The organism is Aeromonas salmonicida subsp. salmonicida, assembly GCF_001643305.1.
Taxonomy (GTDB): domain Bacteria; phylum Pseudomonadota; class Gammaproteobacteria; order Enterobacterales; family Aeromonadaceae; genus Aeromonas; species Aeromonas salmonicida.
The window spans coordinates 13,875-29,343 of record NZ_LSGW01000094.1; the positions used below are offsets into that span (position 1 = coordinate 13,875).

At 60.1% G+C, this 15,469-nt stretch carries 11 protein-coding genes and 1 pseudogene; 10 read left to right on the forward strand and 2 right to left on the reverse strand.

Features of this window, described 5'->3' with window-relative positions:
- Positions 1-191: 191 nt before the first annotated feature.
- From AXW79_RS17555 to AXW79_RS17595, 9 genes are all read left to right on the forward strand, one after another.
- A complete protein-coding gene (locus AXW79_RS17555; protein ID WP_005315413.1) occupies positions 192-1,340 on the forward strand; it encodes an isovaleryl-CoA dehydrogenase in 1,149 nt (382 codons plus the stop codon).
- Positions 1,337-2,956 carry a carboxyl transferase domain-containing protein gene (locus AXW79_RS17560; RefSeq protein ID WP_005315410.1) on the forward strand — a complete coding sequence of 540 codons (1,620 nt, stop codon included), beginning with the start codon at positions 1,337-1,339 and terminating at the stop codon, positions 2,954-2,956. The genes AXW79_RS17555 and AXW79_RS17560 overlap by 4 nt, the downstream gene beginning before the upstream one ends.
- A 10-nt stretch (positions 2,957-2,966) precedes the next feature.
- A complete protein-coding gene (locus AXW79_RS17565; RefSeq protein ID WP_005315407.1) occupies positions 2,967-3,806 on the forward strand; it encodes an enoyl-CoA hydratase-related protein in 840 nt (279 codons plus the stop codon).
- A 103-nt stretch (positions 3,807-3,909) separates the two neighbouring features.
- Positions 3,910-5,895, forward strand: coding sequence for an acetyl/propionyl/methylcrotonyl-CoA carboxylase subunit alpha (locus tag AXW79_RS17570; RefSeq protein ID WP_005315405.1), 1,986 nt, complete (start codon positions 3,910-3,912; stop codon positions 5,893-5,895).
- Between the two features lie 14 nt (positions 5,896-5,909).
- Complete coding sequence (locus AXW79_RS17575; protein ID WP_005315404.1) at positions 5,910-6,848, forward strand: hydroxymethylglutaryl-CoA lyase; 939 nt, start codon at positions 5,910-5,912, stop codon at positions 6,846-6,848.
- A 14-nt stretch (positions 6,849-6,862) separates the two neighbouring features.
- A complete protein-coding gene (locus AXW79_RS17580) occupies positions 6,863-7,273 on the forward strand; it encodes a MerR family transcriptional regulator (protein ID WP_005315403.1) in 411 nt (136 codons plus the stop codon).
- A gap of 37 nt (positions 7,274-7,310) precedes the next feature.
- Positions 7,311-8,072 (forward strand): substrate-binding periplasmic protein, encoded by a 762-nt coding sequence (locus tag AXW79_RS17585; protein WP_011898666.1) that lies wholly within the window; start codon positions 7,311-7,313, stop codon positions 8,070-8,072.
- A 48-nt stretch (positions 8,073-8,120) separates the two neighbouring features.
- Entirely contained in the window at positions 8,121-11,012 is a 2,892-nt protein-coding gene (locus tag AXW79_RS17590) for a DUF748 domain-containing protein (protein WP_005315400.1), read from the forward strand.
- Positions 11,013-11,695: 683 nt separating this feature from the next.
- Positions 11,696-12,292, forward strand: coding sequence for an acetate uptake transporter (locus tag AXW79_RS17595; protein WP_005315399.1), 597 nt, complete (start codon positions 11,696-11,698; stop codon positions 12,290-12,292).
- An 81-nt stretch (positions 12,293-12,373) separates the two neighbouring features.
- On the opposite strand, the pseudogene AXW79_RS17600 reads toward AXW79_RS17595, so the two are convergent.
- Together AXW79_RS17600 and AXW79_RS17605 are read right to left on the reverse strand one after the other, a co-directional pair.
- A pseudogene (locus tag AXW79_RS17600) lies at positions 12,374-13,188 on the reverse strand (M90 family metallopeptidase).
- A gap of 18 nt (positions 13,189-13,206) precedes the next feature.
- Positions 13,207-13,644: a GNAT family N-acetyltransferase gene (locus tag AXW79_RS17605; protein WP_005315396.1), complete on the reverse strand. Its 438-nt coding sequence runs from the start codon at positions 13,642-13,644 to the stop codon at positions 13,207-13,209.
- A 300-nt stretch (positions 13,645-13,944) separates the two neighbouring features.
- On the opposite strand from AXW79_RS17605, the gene AXW79_RS17610 reads away from it, so the two are divergent.
- The gene (locus tag AXW79_RS17610) at positions 13,945-15,444 is read left to right on the forward strand and encodes an alanine/glycine:cation symporter family protein (RefSeq protein WP_005315395.1); all 1,500 of its coding nucleotides are present in this window, start codon (positions 13,945-13,947) and stop codon (positions 15,442-15,444) included.
- Positions 15,445-15,469: the final 25 nt, after the last annotated feature.

Genomic DNA, 15,469 nt, shown 5'->3' on the forward strand with positions numbered 1-15,469 from the left:
GAGGTCGGTTGATGGAGGGGGACGAGCCACCTTGCAGCCGCCACCCGACAAATTTACCTTAGACTAACAATCAATTTACGTTTACGCTAACGTAAACTTAACTCACAAATGGACTGACCAGTTTGACACCCTGTTTACGACCATAGGGGCTGTCAGATGGGTGAGAACCAACCATTCAAAGGAGAGCAAGGATGCACGCAGTGATGGATGAGACCCTCAGCGCCCTGACCGAGCAGGTCGAGGCCTTCTGCCAGAAAGTGATAGCGCCGCGCGCCAGCGAGATCGATCACAGCAACGTCTTTCCGCGGGATCTCTGGCCCCAAATGGGCGAACTCGGGCTGCACGGCATCACAGTGGCGGAAGAGTATGACGGCGTGAGCCTCGGTTATCTGGCCCACGTGCTGGTGATGGAGCAAGTGAGTCGCGCCAGCGCCTCGGTCGGCCTCTCCTACGGCGCCCACTCCAACCTCTGCATCAACCAGATCCACCGCCACGGCACACCCGATCAGAAGGCGCGTTATCTGCCCTCCCTCGTCAGCGGCGAGCACGTGGGCGCACTGGCCATGAGCGAGACGGGAGCAGGCTCCGATGTTGTCAGCATGCGGCTTACCGCCAAGCACGATGGCGATCATTTCGTGCTGAACGGCAACAAGATGTGGATCACCAATGGCCCGGATGCCGACACCTTTGTCATCTATGCCAAAACCGATACCAGCGCCGGACCCAAGGGGATTTCGGCCTTTATCGTCGAGGCGGGTACACAAGGTTTCACCACAGCCCAGAAGCTCGACAAGCTCGGCATGCGTGGCTCCAGCACCTGCGAGCTGGTATTTGACAACTGCCGCGTCCCGCAGGAGAACCTGCTCGGCACCTTGCACGGCGGGGCCCGGGTACTGATGAGCGGCCTCGATTACGAGCGGGTGGTGCTGGCCGCCGGCCCCCTTGGCATCATGCAGGCCTGCATGGACGTTGTGCTGCCCTATGTGCGCGAGCGCAAGCAGTTCGGTCAGGCCATCGGCGAGTTCCAGCTGGTACAGGGCAAGCTGGCGGACATGTATACCCGTCTGGCCAGCAGCCGGGCCCTGGTCTACTCGGTGGCGAGCGCCTGCGATCAGGGCCGTACCAGTCGCAAGGATTGCGCCGCCGCCATTTTGTTTGCCGCCGAGAATGCCACCCAGATGGCGCTGGATGCCATTCAGCTCTTGGGGGGCAATGGCTACATCAACGAGTATCCCACCGGCCGCCTGCTGCGGGACGCCAAGCTCTACGAGATAGGCGCCGGCACCTCGGAGATCCGCCGTTGGCTCATCGGTCGGGAGCTGATGGGAGAGAACGCATGAGCCAGATACACTCCCGTCTCGACACGGCCAGCCCGGAATTTGCCGCCAACAAAGCGGCGATGCAGGCGCTGGTCGAGGATCTCAATGCCCGGCTCGCCGAGATAGCCCAGGGCGGGGGCGCGGCCAACAACGCCCGCCATCAGGCCCGTGGCAAACTGCTGCCCCGCGAGCGCATCAATCAGCTGCTGGACCCGGGCTCCCCTTTTCTCGAACTCTCCGCGCTGGCTGCATGGCAGGTCTATGACGAGCCTGTGCCCGCTGCTGGCATCATCACGGGGCTCGGCCAGATTGCGGGCAGGCTCTGCCTGCTGGTGGTGAACGATGCCACCGTCAAGGGGGGCACCTACTACCCGCTCACGGTGAAAAAGCACCTGCGCGCCCAGGCCATCGCCGAGCGGCTGCGCCTGCCCTGCCTCTATCTGGTGGATTCCGGCGGCGCCTTCCTGCCCATGCAGGACGAGGTGTTCCCCGACCGGGAGCACTTCGGTCGCATCTTCTACAACCAGGCCCGCATGTCCGCCCAAAACATTCCCCAGCTGGCGGTGGTGATGGGGCTCTGTACCGCCGGGGGCGCCTATGTACCCGCCATGGCGGATGAATCCATCATGGTCAAGGAACAGGCCACCATCTTTCTGGCGGGGCCCCCACTGGTCAAAGCGGCCACTGGCGAGGAGATCAGCGCCGAGGCCCTGGGCGGCGCCGAGGTGCACTGCGCTCACTCAGGCGTGGCGGATCACATGGCGCGAGACGATGCCCATGCCCTGGCCATAGCCCGTACTTTGGTTGGCAATCTGGGGGAAAACACGATTCCGGTGTTGGGTTTCGCTTCGCGCGACCCGGGCTATGACGAACCCCGGTACCCCATTGAGGAGCTCTACGGTCTGGTGGGCACCAGCCTCAAGCGCCCCTACGATGCCCGAGAGCTCATCGCCCGTCTGGTGGATGGCTCCGAATTTGACGAATTCAAGGCACTGTTCGGCACTACCTTGGTGACGGGGTTTGCCCGCATCGGTGGCATGCAGGTGGGGATCCTTGCCAACAACGGTGTGTTGCACAGCGACAGCGCCCAGAAAGGCGCCCACTTTATCCAGCTTTGCAACAAGCGATCCATTCCCCTGCTGTTCCTGCAAAATATCACCGGCTTTATGGTGGGCAGTACCGCAGAGCGGGAAGGCATCGCCAAGCATGGGGCCAAACTGGTCACCGCCGTGGCCTGCAGTCGGGTACCCAAGATAACCCTGATCGTCGGCGGCAGCTTCGGCGCGGGCAACTACGGCATGTGTGGCCGCGCCTATGAGCCCGATTTTCTGTTCAGCTGGCCCAACAGTCGCATCTCTGTCATGGGCGGCGAGCAGGCTGCCGGTGTGCTGGTACAGGTGCGCCGGGACAAGCTGGCCGTTGAGGGCAAGGTATTGAGCGAGCAGGAAGCCGCCGCCATCCGCGCGCCCGTGATCGCCCAGTATGAACAGCAGGGTCACCCCTATTACGCCAGCGCGCGGTTATGGGATGACGGCGTCATAGACCCGGCGCAAAGCCGCACAGTGCTGGCGCTGGCGCTGGCCGCCTGCCGGGGTGCTGAGCCGGGACCTGAGCAATACGGCATCTTCCGGATGTAAGGAGTTCGTCATGTCCGATCCACTTTTCAATGATCCTCCGGCGGGATTTCGCCTGGAGCGCCATGGGCCACTGGCCGAACTGGTGCTGTCACGCCCCGCTCGCCACAACGCCTTTGATGCCGAGCTCATGCTGGGGCTGCTCGATTGCCTCGACGAACTGGCCCATCTTCATGGTCAATCGCTCGCCGAACGCCCCCATGCCTTGCTGCTGCGCGCCGAGGGCAGGCACTTTTGTGCCGGCGCCGATCTCAACTGGATGCGCAATCTCGCTCACGCCGACTTTGAACACAACAGAGAAGACGCCCGGGTACTGGCGAGGCTGATGCAAACCCTGGATGAGCTCCCTTTCCCCACCCTGGCGCTGGTGCAGGGAGCTGCCTATGGCGGTGCATTGGGCCTTGTCTGTGCCTGCGATCTGGTGCTGGCCAGCGAAGATGCACGCTTCTGCCTCTCCGAGGTGAGCCTGGGGCTGGTACCTGCGGTGATCAGCCCCTATGTGGTGCGCACCATGGGCATGCGCCAGGCACGCCGTTACATGCTGAGCGCCGAACCTTTCGATGCCATCACCGCCTGCCGGCTCAATGTGGCGCACCAACTGGCCAAGCCGGAGCAGTTGCTGGCCGAAGGGCGCGCGCTGGCCATGCGCCTGTGTCGCAACGGCCCGGAGGCGATGAAGGAGACCAAGCGACTGCTGGCCGCCATCGAAAGCCATACCGCCCGCCTCCATGAAGAGAAAACCGTCGAGACCATAGCCCGGGTGCGGGTCGGGCTCGAGGCCCAGGAGGGGATGCAGGCCTTTTTTGATAAACGCCCCCCCAGCTGGCGCCCCCGTTTCAAGGATGAAGCATGACTCACAGCAACACCGTCAAGCGACTGCAGATCGCCAACCGCGGCGAGGAAACCCGCCCCGCATGATCCCATTTTGCTTTTTCAACGCAATGTGAGGAGCCGTCATGACCAACCAGACGCCGATTAGACGGCTGTTGATTGCCAACCGCGGCGAAATCGCCGTGCGCATCATCAAGACAGCCCGTCGGCTCGGCATCCACACCATAGCCCTCTACTCGGATGCCGACCAAAATGCCATGCATATGCGGGAAGCCGACGAAGCCTGGCATCTGGGACCTGCCCCCGCGCGGGAGAGCTATCTCGATGCGGCCAAGGTACTGCGCATCGCCCAGCAGGCAGGCGCCGATGCCATCCATCCCGGTTACGGCTTTTTGTCGGAAAACAGCGACTTTGCCACCGCCTGCGAGCAGCGTGGTGTGCGTTTTATCGGCCCCAGTGGCGCGGCTATCCTCGCCATGGGGGACAAGTCCGGCGCCAAGTCGCTGATGCAGGCAGCCGGCGTGCCCGTGCTGCCCGGCTATCACGGCACGGATCAGCGCCTCGAGCTGCTGCGCGAGCAGGCATTGCTGACCGGCTTGCCGCTGCTGATCAAGGCGGCCAGCGGGGGCGGTGGCAAGGGGATGCGCCTGGTCGAACAGATCGACGAATTTGACGAGGCGCTGGCGGCCGTGAAACGCGAAGCGCTGGGCGCCTTTGGCGATGACAGCGTCTTGCTGGAGCGCTACTTGCCCAAGGCCCGTCATGTGGAGGTGCAGGTGTTTGCCGACAGCCTCGGCAACGCCATCTATCTGGGGGACAGGGATTGCTCCTTGCAGCGACGCCACCAGAAGGTGATTGAAGAGGCCCCCGCCCCCGACATCCCCCCGTCACTGCGCCAAGCCATGGGGCAAGCCGCCGTCGCCGCTGCCAAAGCCATCGATTATCGAGGGGCTGGTACCATCGAATTTTTGCTGTGCGGGGACGAATTCTTCTTTATGGAGATGAACACTCGCCTGCAGGTGGAACACCCTGTCACCGAGTGTGTCACCGGCCAGGATCTGGTGGCCTGGCAGTTGGCAGTCGCCGAAGGCAAGCCCCTGCCCCTGACCCAGGAGGAGGTAGTCCTGCACGGCCATGCGGTAGAAGCGCGCCTTTATGCCGAGGATGTGGCAGCCGGTTTTCTGCCCGCCAGCGGCCCCATAGAGTGGCTGCACTGGCCGGACGGGGTGCGCATCGACACAGGTGTGACTGCCGGAGATGACGTCAGCCCCTATTACGATCCCATGATTGCCAAGCTGATTGCCCACGGCCAGAGCCGAGCAGAAGCCTTTGCCAGACTGGCCGATGCGCTGGGTGCGCTGGAACTCGGCCCCCTGGTGCACAATGGCCCCTTGTTGCTGCGCCTGTGTCAGGAGCCGGACGTGCTGGCCATGCGCCATCACACCCAGTGGCCCATCCCCACAGAACCATTGGCAGTGCCCGAGCTTGCCTGGCCGCTGGCCACCCTCTGGCTCGCCAGCCGCAGTACAGGCAGTGCCCCCTGGCAACAGGCATCCGGCTTTCGTCTGGGTCAACGCAAAAACTGGACGGCGGCGGTACAGATCGGCGAGGAGGATCGGGTACTGAGCCTCACCGAATGTGCAGGCAAGCTTGAGTGGCAGGGAGAGCAAATTCCCTATGCGCTGGGCGCTGATCATATCCGCCTGCAACATGCAGGGTGCTGGCAGCGCTACCCCATACAGGCTGTTGGGGCGAGGGATTTCATGGTGCAACTGGATAGGCAACGTATTCGCTTTTTCCCCCATGAACACGCGCACCAGACCCATCATGATCACACCAGCACCACCATGCAGGGCGCCATTGCCCCCATGCATGGCATCGTAGTGGCACTGCTGGTCGAGGTCGGGCAACGTGTCAGCAAAGGGCAACCCCTGCTGGTACTGGAGGCAATGAAGATGGAGCACGTCTTGAAAGCCGAACAAGACGGTGTGATCGATACCCTGCAATGCAAAGCAGGGGAACAGGTGAGTCAGGGCGCCGTGCTGGTACGTTTTACCGATGCCGACCTGGCCGATGAAAGCACGCTGAAGACGCAAGAGAGCAGTACATGAAAAGAGAATCTGGCATGCAGGACGACAAGGTAAGCCTAGTGGAGATGGGCCCGCGCGATGGCCTGCAAAACGAAGCCAATGCCCTGTCCCTTATCCAGCGGCTTGAGCTGATAGCCCGTCTCGTCGAGAGCGGCTTGCAGCGCATCGAGGTGGGGGCCTTCGTCTCCCCCAGGCGAGTGCCGCAGATGGCCGACTCAGCCGAACTGTTCAAGGCCCTGCCGCGCAAGGGGCCAACCCGCTACGGCGCCCTGGTGCCCAACTTGCAAGGCCTGCAGGCCGCCATTGCCGCCCGGGCTGACGAGATTGGTCTGTTCACCGCCTGTTCTGACGGTTTTACCCGCGCCAATATCGGCATCGGTGTGGAGGAGTCGCTGGTGCGCTTCGCCCCTCTGGTGCAGGAGGCACGCAGCCTCGGCATCAAGGTGCGCGGTTATCTCTCCACCGTCATCGCCTGCCCCTTCGATGGCCCGACCCGCCCGAAACGGGTAGCGGCCATGGCCGAGCGACTCCTTGATCTCGGTTGTCATGAGATCTCGCTGGGGGACACCATAGGAGTCGGTACCCCTGGCACGGTCGCCCCCATGCTGGATGCTGTGCTGCACGAGATCCCCGCAGGTCGGCTCGCGGTCCATTTTCACGACACCTATGGCCAGGGCTTGGCCAATTTGCTGCCGGCGCTGGAGCGCGGTATCCGCACCATAGACTGCTCGGTAGCCGGACTCGGCGGTTGCCCCTACGCACCGGGTGCCTCTGGCAACGTCGCCTCGGAGGAGGTGATCTATCTGCTGCACGGCCTTGGCATGAGCACAGGGGTGGATCTGGACAAGCTGGCGGCCACCGGCCAATGGGTAAGCGAGCGGCTCGGCCGTCCCAACGGCTCCCGGGTCGGCCAGGCCCTCCACGCCAATGCAGAGCGGCTGCGGATGCGCCTTTGCCAGTCATCCTCGCACTAACAGGAGTCACTACCATGCCACCGTCCCTGCCCGGCAAGGAGATCACCTACAGCATCTCGGAGCTGGCCCATGAATTTGATATCACGCCAAGGACCATCCGCTACTACGAGGATGAGGGACTGATCACCCCGACCCGGGAGGGACAGACCCGCATCTACAGCCACAAGGACAAGATCCGCCTCAAGCTGACATTGCGCGGCAAACGGCTCGGCTTCAGCCTGGCGGAAATCCGCGAGCTGTTCGACATGTATGACACGGATCGCTCGAGCAAGACCCAGCTCCACTCCATGATCCAGCTCATCAATGCCAAGCGCCAATCCCTGCACCAGCAACTAGAGGATATCCAGATGGTGATGGCAGAGCTGGAAGCCGCCGAGCAGCGCTGTGCAAATTCCCTTAACAGCTTGAAAACCAGCGCAGATTAACCGAATCTGGGATCATCTCACCATCTTGGTGCTCCCGATGAAATGCTGGTGCTGGTTGTTACTCTTGTTCTGCTCCACGGCCTGGAGCCATCCCCTGATCCGGGTCGGGGGTTACCCCTATGCCCCCTTCGTGGTCAAGGAGAGTGAGAACCGCTATCGGGGACTGACGCTGGATCTCATCTCGGCGCTCAACGAAGTTCAGCAAGAGGTGCGTTTTGTCTTTGTCCCCACCTCGGCCACCTATCGCTATCAGGCGCTGGCACTCGGCCGCTTCTCCCTCATGCTGTTCGAGGATATCCGCTGGAATTGGGATGCGGAACAAGTTCACATGACCCCACCTTTACTGCTGGGGGGCGGAATATATGTCGCCCTCAAAGTGCCCGGACGTGATCAAACGTTCTTCGAACACATTGATCAGCGCAAGCTTATCGGCGTCACCGGTTATCACTATGGATTTGCCGACTTCAATGCCAATGCGGACGCGCTCAAGCAGCGCTTTCGCATCACGCTGGTGAAAGACAGTGCCACCGCCATACAGGGATTGTTCAAGGAGCGCGGCGAGGTGGCCATCCTCAACCTTGCCTACCTCAACCAGTTCAGCCAACAGTATCCTGAGCTGGCGACCCAGTTGCTGCGGTCAGACAAGTGGGATCAGCAGTATGAGCTGAGAGCACTGCTCAGCCCGACGGCAGACATCTCGACCCGCCAGCTGGAAACCTGGCTGGCCGAGTTGAAGAAAAGCGGAACCCTGGCACGCTTGTGGACAAAGTACGGCGTACAGCATCAAGCGGCACCATGATTATGTCCTGAAAACTTGCTACCCTGTGCGCATCAATTGGAGACCTTCATGCCCAAACCCCTGCGTGTCCGCCTGCTGCGCTATACCCTTTATCTCTTCGCCGCACTGCTCATCTCCCTGTTGGTCCTGTTATGGCAAGCGCCGACTCTCACCCAGCGCCACCTGCCCGCCTGGCTGGCCAAACACTATGGTCTGAACCTGACGCTGGGGGAGATCCATGTCAGCCTGCGCCATCCCTCCCTTGCCATCGGTCCCTCGGCGCTGCTCGATGAAAAACAGCAACCCATCATTGCATTCGAGCAGTTGCAGCTTGTCCCAGAGCTTGGCCAGAGCTGGCGGCAGAAGGCCATTATTCTGAGTGACGCCACCCTCACCAAGCCGATGGTGAATCTCATCCGTCGGGCCGACAGCAAAGGTGAGGTACGTTTCAATCTGACCGATGCCCTGGCCAGCATGCTGACGCCCTCGCAGACGCCCGCCACGACCAGCAGCGAACCCCCTCTGGTACAGATAGCCAAACTGGCCGCCGTACAGGGTCACGTCAGCTACCAGGACAGTCGCAAGAAAAACAGTGCGGGCTGGATACCCCCGCTCACCCTGAGCGGGCTCGATCTGCAACTGCCGGATTTCTCCACTGCGGCGAAAAATACCAACCACTTCCAGTTGACCGCCCGGCTCAACAAGCAGAGCCCGCTCAAGGCGAGCGGCCAGCTCGATATCATGACGGGGGCTGGCAAGGGCCAGCTCAGTCTCGGCAAGCTTGCGCTCTCGCCCTTCGCGCCGCTCTGGGCCCCCTACCTCAAGGTCAATCTGGTCAAGGGCGAGGCCAGCGCCGAACTGAACTACCAGCTCAGTCAGGGCAAGCATGGGCTGGATTGGCAGTTGTCAAAGGGCAAGCTGACCTTGAGCGACTGGCAACTCAAGCAGAACAAGGGCGCCGAGTTTGCCCGCTTCAAACAGCTGGCATTGGCAGGCATAGCCCTGGATGGCAACAAGCAGTCGGTCAGGATCGACAAGATCGCACTCAAGGCCCCGGCGGTCACGGCAACCCTCGATGCCGCGCAGCAGCTGGACCTGACAGCACTGCTTGTCCCCCAGCCTGCGGATAAACCCTCGGGCAAAAAGCCGGCTCCGGGCAACCCCTGGCGCTGGTCGCTTAAGGAGACGCGCATCAGCCAGGGGGAGTTCAAGCTGACCGAGTCGAGCAGTGGCAAGCCGCTGCTGCGCGAGATCTCCGGGCTGAACCTCACGCTGGGTCCCCTTGGCAGTCAGTCTGATCAGCCCAGCCCGCTCAGCCTCAATGCCACCCTCAACACCCAGAGTACGCTGGGGTTTGACGGCGACCTCACCCTGGCCCCTTTCACCCTCAAGGGCGAGTTCAAGCAGCAGGGGCTGCCCCTCAAATGGGCACAACCCTACCTGCAGGATCTGCTGCGCATCACGGTGCGCGACGGCCAGCTTGCCAGCCGTACCAGACTGGACTTGACCACCAATGCCGAGGGGGGGCTGAGCAAACTCGAAGTCACAGGGGGGCTCGACATAGACCAGTTGTTCGTGCTTGATCGGGCCGACAATCAACGCCTGCTGCAGATAGATCGTCTGGAGCTGAGCGGGTTGCACTATGACGGCATCAGCCAGCAGGTGAAGATTGGCGACATACTGCTGCGCAAACCCTTCGCCCGCATCGAGATCAACGAAGACGGGATCACCAACCTCCAGCAACTGGTGCTGCCACAAGCTGCCAGCACAGAGCCCGCCAACGGGCCCGTCCCCCGCATTACCATCGATCAGGTCCGTACCGAACAGGGCAACCTGCGCTTTGCCGATCGCAGCCTGAGCCCGGAATTCGTGGTGGACATTGCCTCCCTCAGCGGCCAGAGCCGCCATATCAGCAATATTCCCGGCCAACGTTCGGATCTCGCCTTCAACGGCAAGGTTGACCGCTATGCCCCCGTGACCATTCGCGGCAACACCAATCTGCTGATCGAGCAGCCCGTGCTCGATGTGGCAGTCACCTTCAGCAACCTGGAACTCACCACTTTTACCCCCTACTCCAGTACCTACGCCGGTTATGCCATCGACAAGGGACAGCTCTCCATGAAGCTGAACTACAAGCTGCAGGGCAATCGACTGGAGGGGGATAACGACATCACCATCAAGAAGCTGCAACTGGGAGAGAAGATCAAGAGCGAGCAGGCCAAGGACATGCCGCTGGGACTGGCCATCGCCCTGCTCAGCGATGCCAACGGCGTCATCCAGATGAACCTGAAGGTAAAAGGCAATCTGGATCAGCCAAATTTCAGCCTCGGCAATATCTTCTGGGATGTACTGGGCAATACCCTCAGAAAGGCCATTACGTCCCCCTTCTCTCTGCTGGCGTCGTTGACCGGAGGCACTGAGGATCTGGATGAGCTGCCCTTCCTGCTGGGTGAGCCGGCTCTCACTCCGACCCAGCAGATCAGGCTGACCAAGCTGGCGCAAGCGCTCAAGGAGAGACCCAAGATCAGCATGAACATTCGCGGCAAGGTCAACTTCAACGAAGAACGCCCCATTTTGCAGCGCCAGAAGCTGGAGCGAGTATTGACCAAGATCACTGGCATGCCGGTTGACCTCGATCTGCTGGAGCAGGACCCCGTACTCCAAGCCGCGCTGGCCGAAGCCTATGAGGCGCGCTTCAACGAAGAGCTGGGGGACTTGGCCGACAGGTCGAAACTGGATGAAGAGAGCCCGGCCCTGCGAAGCCAGGCTATGATCCTGCTGCGGGATCAACAGCTGATCACCGCCAAGTCCCTGCGCAATCTGGCCATGCGCCGTGCCCAGAATACCAAGGAGTATCTGGTGGATACCCAGGGGATTGCGCCGGAACGGCTGTTCGTACTCGACAGTCAGGTAAAGGAGGCGGACAAGGAAGCCAAGGTCGTTCTGACACTGGATAACTGACCGCTGCCGGGGAGCAGAAACGGCTCCCCGGCGTTTTCACCTCAGCTCTCCTTGATTGTTCGTGCCGCCAGGCGTCCACTTCCCCCTTGAAACCATAGCCACTAACGACTCATCATTGAGTGCGCAGAGCATAGAGGGTATCCCCCCTCATTCCCAACGCCTTTTACGACTGCGCTCTGCCCTCCTCTGGCGACCCGTTATCCCGTTATCCCGTTATCCCGTTATCCCGTTATCCCGTTATCCACATAATGCGTCCAATGTGAGCGCCCCTGCTCGACCGGTTTTCCTCTGGATTTGGGCAAGTGTCTTCTGCGCTTCAAATGGTGACTCCCTCTTTTTGTTTGATGGCATATATAGTGATTTTTACCTCTGACGAATGCCTGGCATCTGGCTGCAACAGACAAGAGCCCAGTGGCATGAAACAGGCTCGAAAACCAGGGGACGAAGGCACTGCTGCTATCTGTTATTCACTTTCATATCCGGCGTGGCTCACACAAAAAATCAACCTTGCCACCGCTATTCATTCACCTGTTATCTACCTGAATGGCACGAATAATGACGTGGATAAAATTTCGTGTAGTTTTTTTACCATTTTTTGTACTCCCCTCTTGCGAGGGACCCGTTGCCTGCCTAAAATCGCGCGTCTTTTATCAACCCCCACCTCTATTTTTGGAGAACACCACGTGAGCGAAAAATTGGCCAACCCTGCCCCTCTGGGTCTGATGGGTTTCGGTATGACCACCATTCTGCTGAACATCCATAACGCAGGTTTCTTCCCCATCAGCGCCATGATCCTGGCCATGGGCCTGTGCTATGGCGGTCTGGCCCAGATCATCGCCGGTATCATGGAGTTCAAGCGTGGCAACACCTTCGGTGTCACCGCCTTCATCTCCTACGGCACCTTCTGGTGGAGCCTGGTGTTCCTGCTGGTGATGCCAACCATGGGTCTGGCCGAAGCCACTCCCCACGCTTACATGGGCTGGTATCTGCTGATGTGGGGCATGTTCACTCTCTTCATGCTGGTCGGCACCGTCAACTTCCCCCGTGTGAAGCAGTTCGTGTTCGCCTCCCTGACAGTGCTGTTCTTCCTGCTGGCCGCCCGTGATTTCACCGGCAGCACCCTGATCGGCACCATTGCCGGTTTCGAAGGCATCATCTGTGGCGCCAGTGCCATCTACCTGGCCATGGCTACCGTGATCAACGAACAGTTTGGCCGCACTGTGCTACCGATTGGCGATCACAAGAAAGCCGCTGCCGTGCAGCTGAAAGCTGCTGCCTGATAGGTAAGCAATTCAGATTGTGAAAAAGGCACCTCCGGGTGCCTTTTTGCTATTCAGATTAATTCATCTGCGGATCGGTTATCAGACAATTAGCCCCGTTTGCGCCTCTCCCGCCAACAAGCGGGTCGCCGGAAAACGCAGGGCGGGATCCTGGCTGAAGAACTGACTTAGTTGCCGGTATACAGCGGGATAGACCTGCCGCAAGCGCAACGGATCGGTAAAGAAGCTCTCGCAGCACACGGCAAAAACTCGGCCGGATGCTCGGCGGCATAGGGATCGATAGCTGTTACCTCGTCGCGGGCCAGCTGGGCATTCATGGCATCGAACGCCTCCTGCAGGGCCTGGGTCCACTGGCGTGTATCCATGCCACTTGGCAGCGGCGGCGCACCGTCGGCATCTCCCCCCAGCATGTCGAGTTTATGAGCCAATTCGTGGATAACCAGGTTGAAGCCATCCCAATCCCCGTCCTGCTGCAACTCGCTCCAGGCCAGCACCAGCGGCCCCTGAGGCCAGGACTCCCCAGCGTTCTCTTCTTCCCACTCGCTCACCAGACCGAATTCATCCTGCACCTCCTGACGACGGACCACGGGTTCCGGGATCAATATGATTTCGTGAAAGCCACGATACCAGTCGAGACCAAGATGCAAAATGGGCAGCACCGCCTGCAAGGCCAATACCGCCTGCTGGCGGGAAGTCAGCTCAACCCCGAGTTGGGTCAGGGTCTTGCGGGCCAGAAATTGCTGCGCCAGAGCAATCAGCCGCAGCTGATCGTCTTTGGAAAATCCCTGCAAGATGGGCACCACAGCCAGGGCCTGTTGCCACTCCAGCGCTCGTGGGGCGCTCTCTTCCTGTCGGGACATACCACCAAACAGACTCCATAACCTGGACCAGAACACGCAGACTCCTCTTGCCAATCAAAATACTTTTACGAACCGCTTCGGACGCTCGAGGTAACCCTGAGACAGATAGAAACGATGGGCATCTTGCCGTTTGAGACTGCTGGACAATTCCAGCTGGCTGCAACCTTGCGCCAGGGCACGAGCTTCTGCCGTCGCCAGCAAGGCAGCCCCCACGCCAGCGCCTCTTGCACCTTCATCGACGACCAGCGCCGAGATCAGGCCCCAGTCTGGTGCAACATGCAAGGGCCGCAGGCGATGCCACACCAGCACTCCCACTACCTCGACCTCGTGACAGGCGAGCAGCACCTCACGATCAGGAGCTGGCTGCAACCAGCGTTCAGCCACCTCGACCGGGCTGGCGGGGTAGCCAAGCTGCCCGAACAGGTAGGCCATGGCGACCGCATCCCCCTGCCCGGCGAGGCGGATCACATTGAGATGGTTTTCTATTTTCATCCTTGGCCTCAAATTTGCTGTGTCTCCGTTATCACCAATCCAGGTAGACGAGAGAGGAGATCATGGCGGGGATACCGGCTCATCCCGACCAAAAGGACCATTTGTTAACGCCAACTCACAAATTAACAACATGACAACATATTTTGCTGGGAAGCCCTTGAACAAACCGATATGTTAAAACCCACGGACTTGGCAGTTGAAAGTCCCGCTCAAGATTGAGTGACCCTCTTGGTCACTTACCATTTTAAGGGAGCGAGGCAAAGACCTCGCCAAGACAGCACAACAAAGGAGTTGTTGTACATGAATGAAATCGTCAATGCTATCAATGGTGTGATTTGGAGCCCTGCGCTCATCTATCTGTGCCTGGGGATAGGCCTCTACTTCTCCCTACGCACCCGTTTTTTACAACTACGCCACATGAAAGAGATGGTACGCCTGATGTTTGATGGCAAGAGCACCGATGCGGGTGTCTCCTCCTTCCAGGCGCTGGCCATGACGCTTGCGGGTCGGGTCGGTACCGGCAACATAGCCGGTGTCGCCACTGCCATCACCTTCGGTGGTCCGGGCGCCCTGTTCTGGATGTGGATGGTGGCCTTCCTCGGTGCCAGCTCCGCCTTCGTGGAGTCCACCCTGGGTCAGGTCTACAAAGAGAAGATCAACGGTGAGTACCGCGGTGGCCCAGCCTTTTATATCGAGAAAGGGCTTGGCATGAAGTGGTACGCCTGGACCTTCGCCATATCTACCATCTTTGCCTGCGGCGTGCTGCTGCCGGGGGTGCAAGCAAACTCCATCGGCTCCAGCCTGAAAACCGCCTTTGACATTGATCCAAACGTCACTGCCGCTGGTCTCGCTCTGCTGCTGGGCTTTATCATCTTCGGTGGCGTCAAACGGATTGCCAGCTTTGCCAGTACCGTAGTGCCCTTCATGGCGCTGGGCTACATCATAGTGGCCTGCGTCATCATAGCCCTCAACATCTCGGCACTGCCGGGCGTGATCCTGCTGATCTGGAAGAGTGCCTTTGGTCTGGACGCCGGTTTTGGTGCCATTCTGGGTCTGGCCATCATGTGGGGCGTCAAGCGTGGGGTCTATTCCAACGAAGCGGGTCAAGGTACCGGCCCCCATGCCTCCTCTGCCGCCGCAGTGAGTCATCCGGCTAAACAAGGGCTGGTGCAGGCGTTTTCCGTCTACATCGACACCCTGTTTGTCTGCTCCGCCACCGGCTTCATGCTGCTGATCACCGGCCTTTACAACGTGCAAGGACCGGATGGCGCAGCCATTTACACAGGCATCGCCGGCATTGCCGCAGGCCCTGGTTATGTACAGACCGCCATGGAGAGCATGATGCCGGGCTTTGGCAGCATCTTCGTGGCTATCGCGCTGTTCTTCTTCGCGTTCACCACCATAGTCGCCTACTACTACATCGCCGAAACCAACATCGCCTATATCAACCGCAAGATTAATCGCCCCTGGCTCACCTTCTTGCTGAAGATTGCTCTGATGGCAGCGACTGTCTACGGTACCGTCAAGACGGCAGATCTCGCTTGGGGTCTGGGAGACATAGGGGTAGGTCTGATGGCCTGGCTCAACATCATAGCCATCCTGCTGCTGCAAAAAACTGCTTTTATCTGCTTGAAAGACTATGAAGCACAGCAGGCTCAAGGGCTGGATCCCGTGTTCCACCCGGAGAAACTCGGTATCAAGAACGCCGATTACTGGACTGGTCGTCGCTCCGAGCAAAACCTGGAGCAAGAGCTGTCTGGCCACCCGTTCGAACCGGATCCGGATACCATTACCAAATAAGTGCAACGACACAACGAAAAATGGC

Bases quoted from the DNA above. Each gene is read 5' to 3' on its own strand.
- AXW79_RS17605 (WP_005315396.1), bottom strand. From the start codon at position 13,644: ATGAAAATAGAAAACCATCTCAATGTGATCCGCCTCGCCGGGCAGGGG.
- AXW79_RS17585 (WP_011898666.1), top strand. From the start codon at position 7,311: ATGAAATGCTGGTGCTGGTTGTTACTCTTGTTCTGCTCCACGGCCTGG.
- AXW79_RS17570 (WP_005315405.1), top strand. From the start codon at position 3,910: ATGACCAACCAGACGCCGATTAGACGGCTGTTGATTGCCAACCGCGGC.
- AXW79_RS17565 (WP_005315407.1), top strand. From the start codon at position 2,967: ATGTCCGATCCACTTTTCAATGATCCTCCGGCGGGATTTCGCCTGGAG.
- AXW79_RS17580 (WP_005315403.1), top strand. From the start codon at position 6,863: ATGCCACCGTCCCTGCCCGGCAAGGAGATCACCTACAGCATCTCGGAG.
- AXW79_RS17575 (WP_005315404.1), top strand. From the start codon at position 5,910: ATGCAGGACGACAAGGTAAGCCTAGTGGAGATGGGCCCGCGCGATGGC.
- AXW79_RS17610 (WP_005315395.1), top strand. From the start codon at position 13,945: ATGAATGAAATCGTCAATGCTATCAATGGTGTGATTTGGAGCCCTGCG.
- AXW79_RS17560 (WP_005315410.1), top strand. From the start codon at position 1,337: ATGAGCCAGATACACTCCCGTCTCGACACGGCCAGCCCGGAATTTGCC.
- AXW79_RS17590 (WP_005315400.1), top strand. From the start codon at position 8,121: ATGCCCAAACCCCTGCGTGTCCGCCTGCTGCGCTATACCCTTTATCTC.
- AXW79_RS17555 (WP_005315413.1), top strand. From the start codon at position 192: ATGCACGCAGTGATGGATGAGACCCTCAGCGCCCTGACCGAGCAGGTC.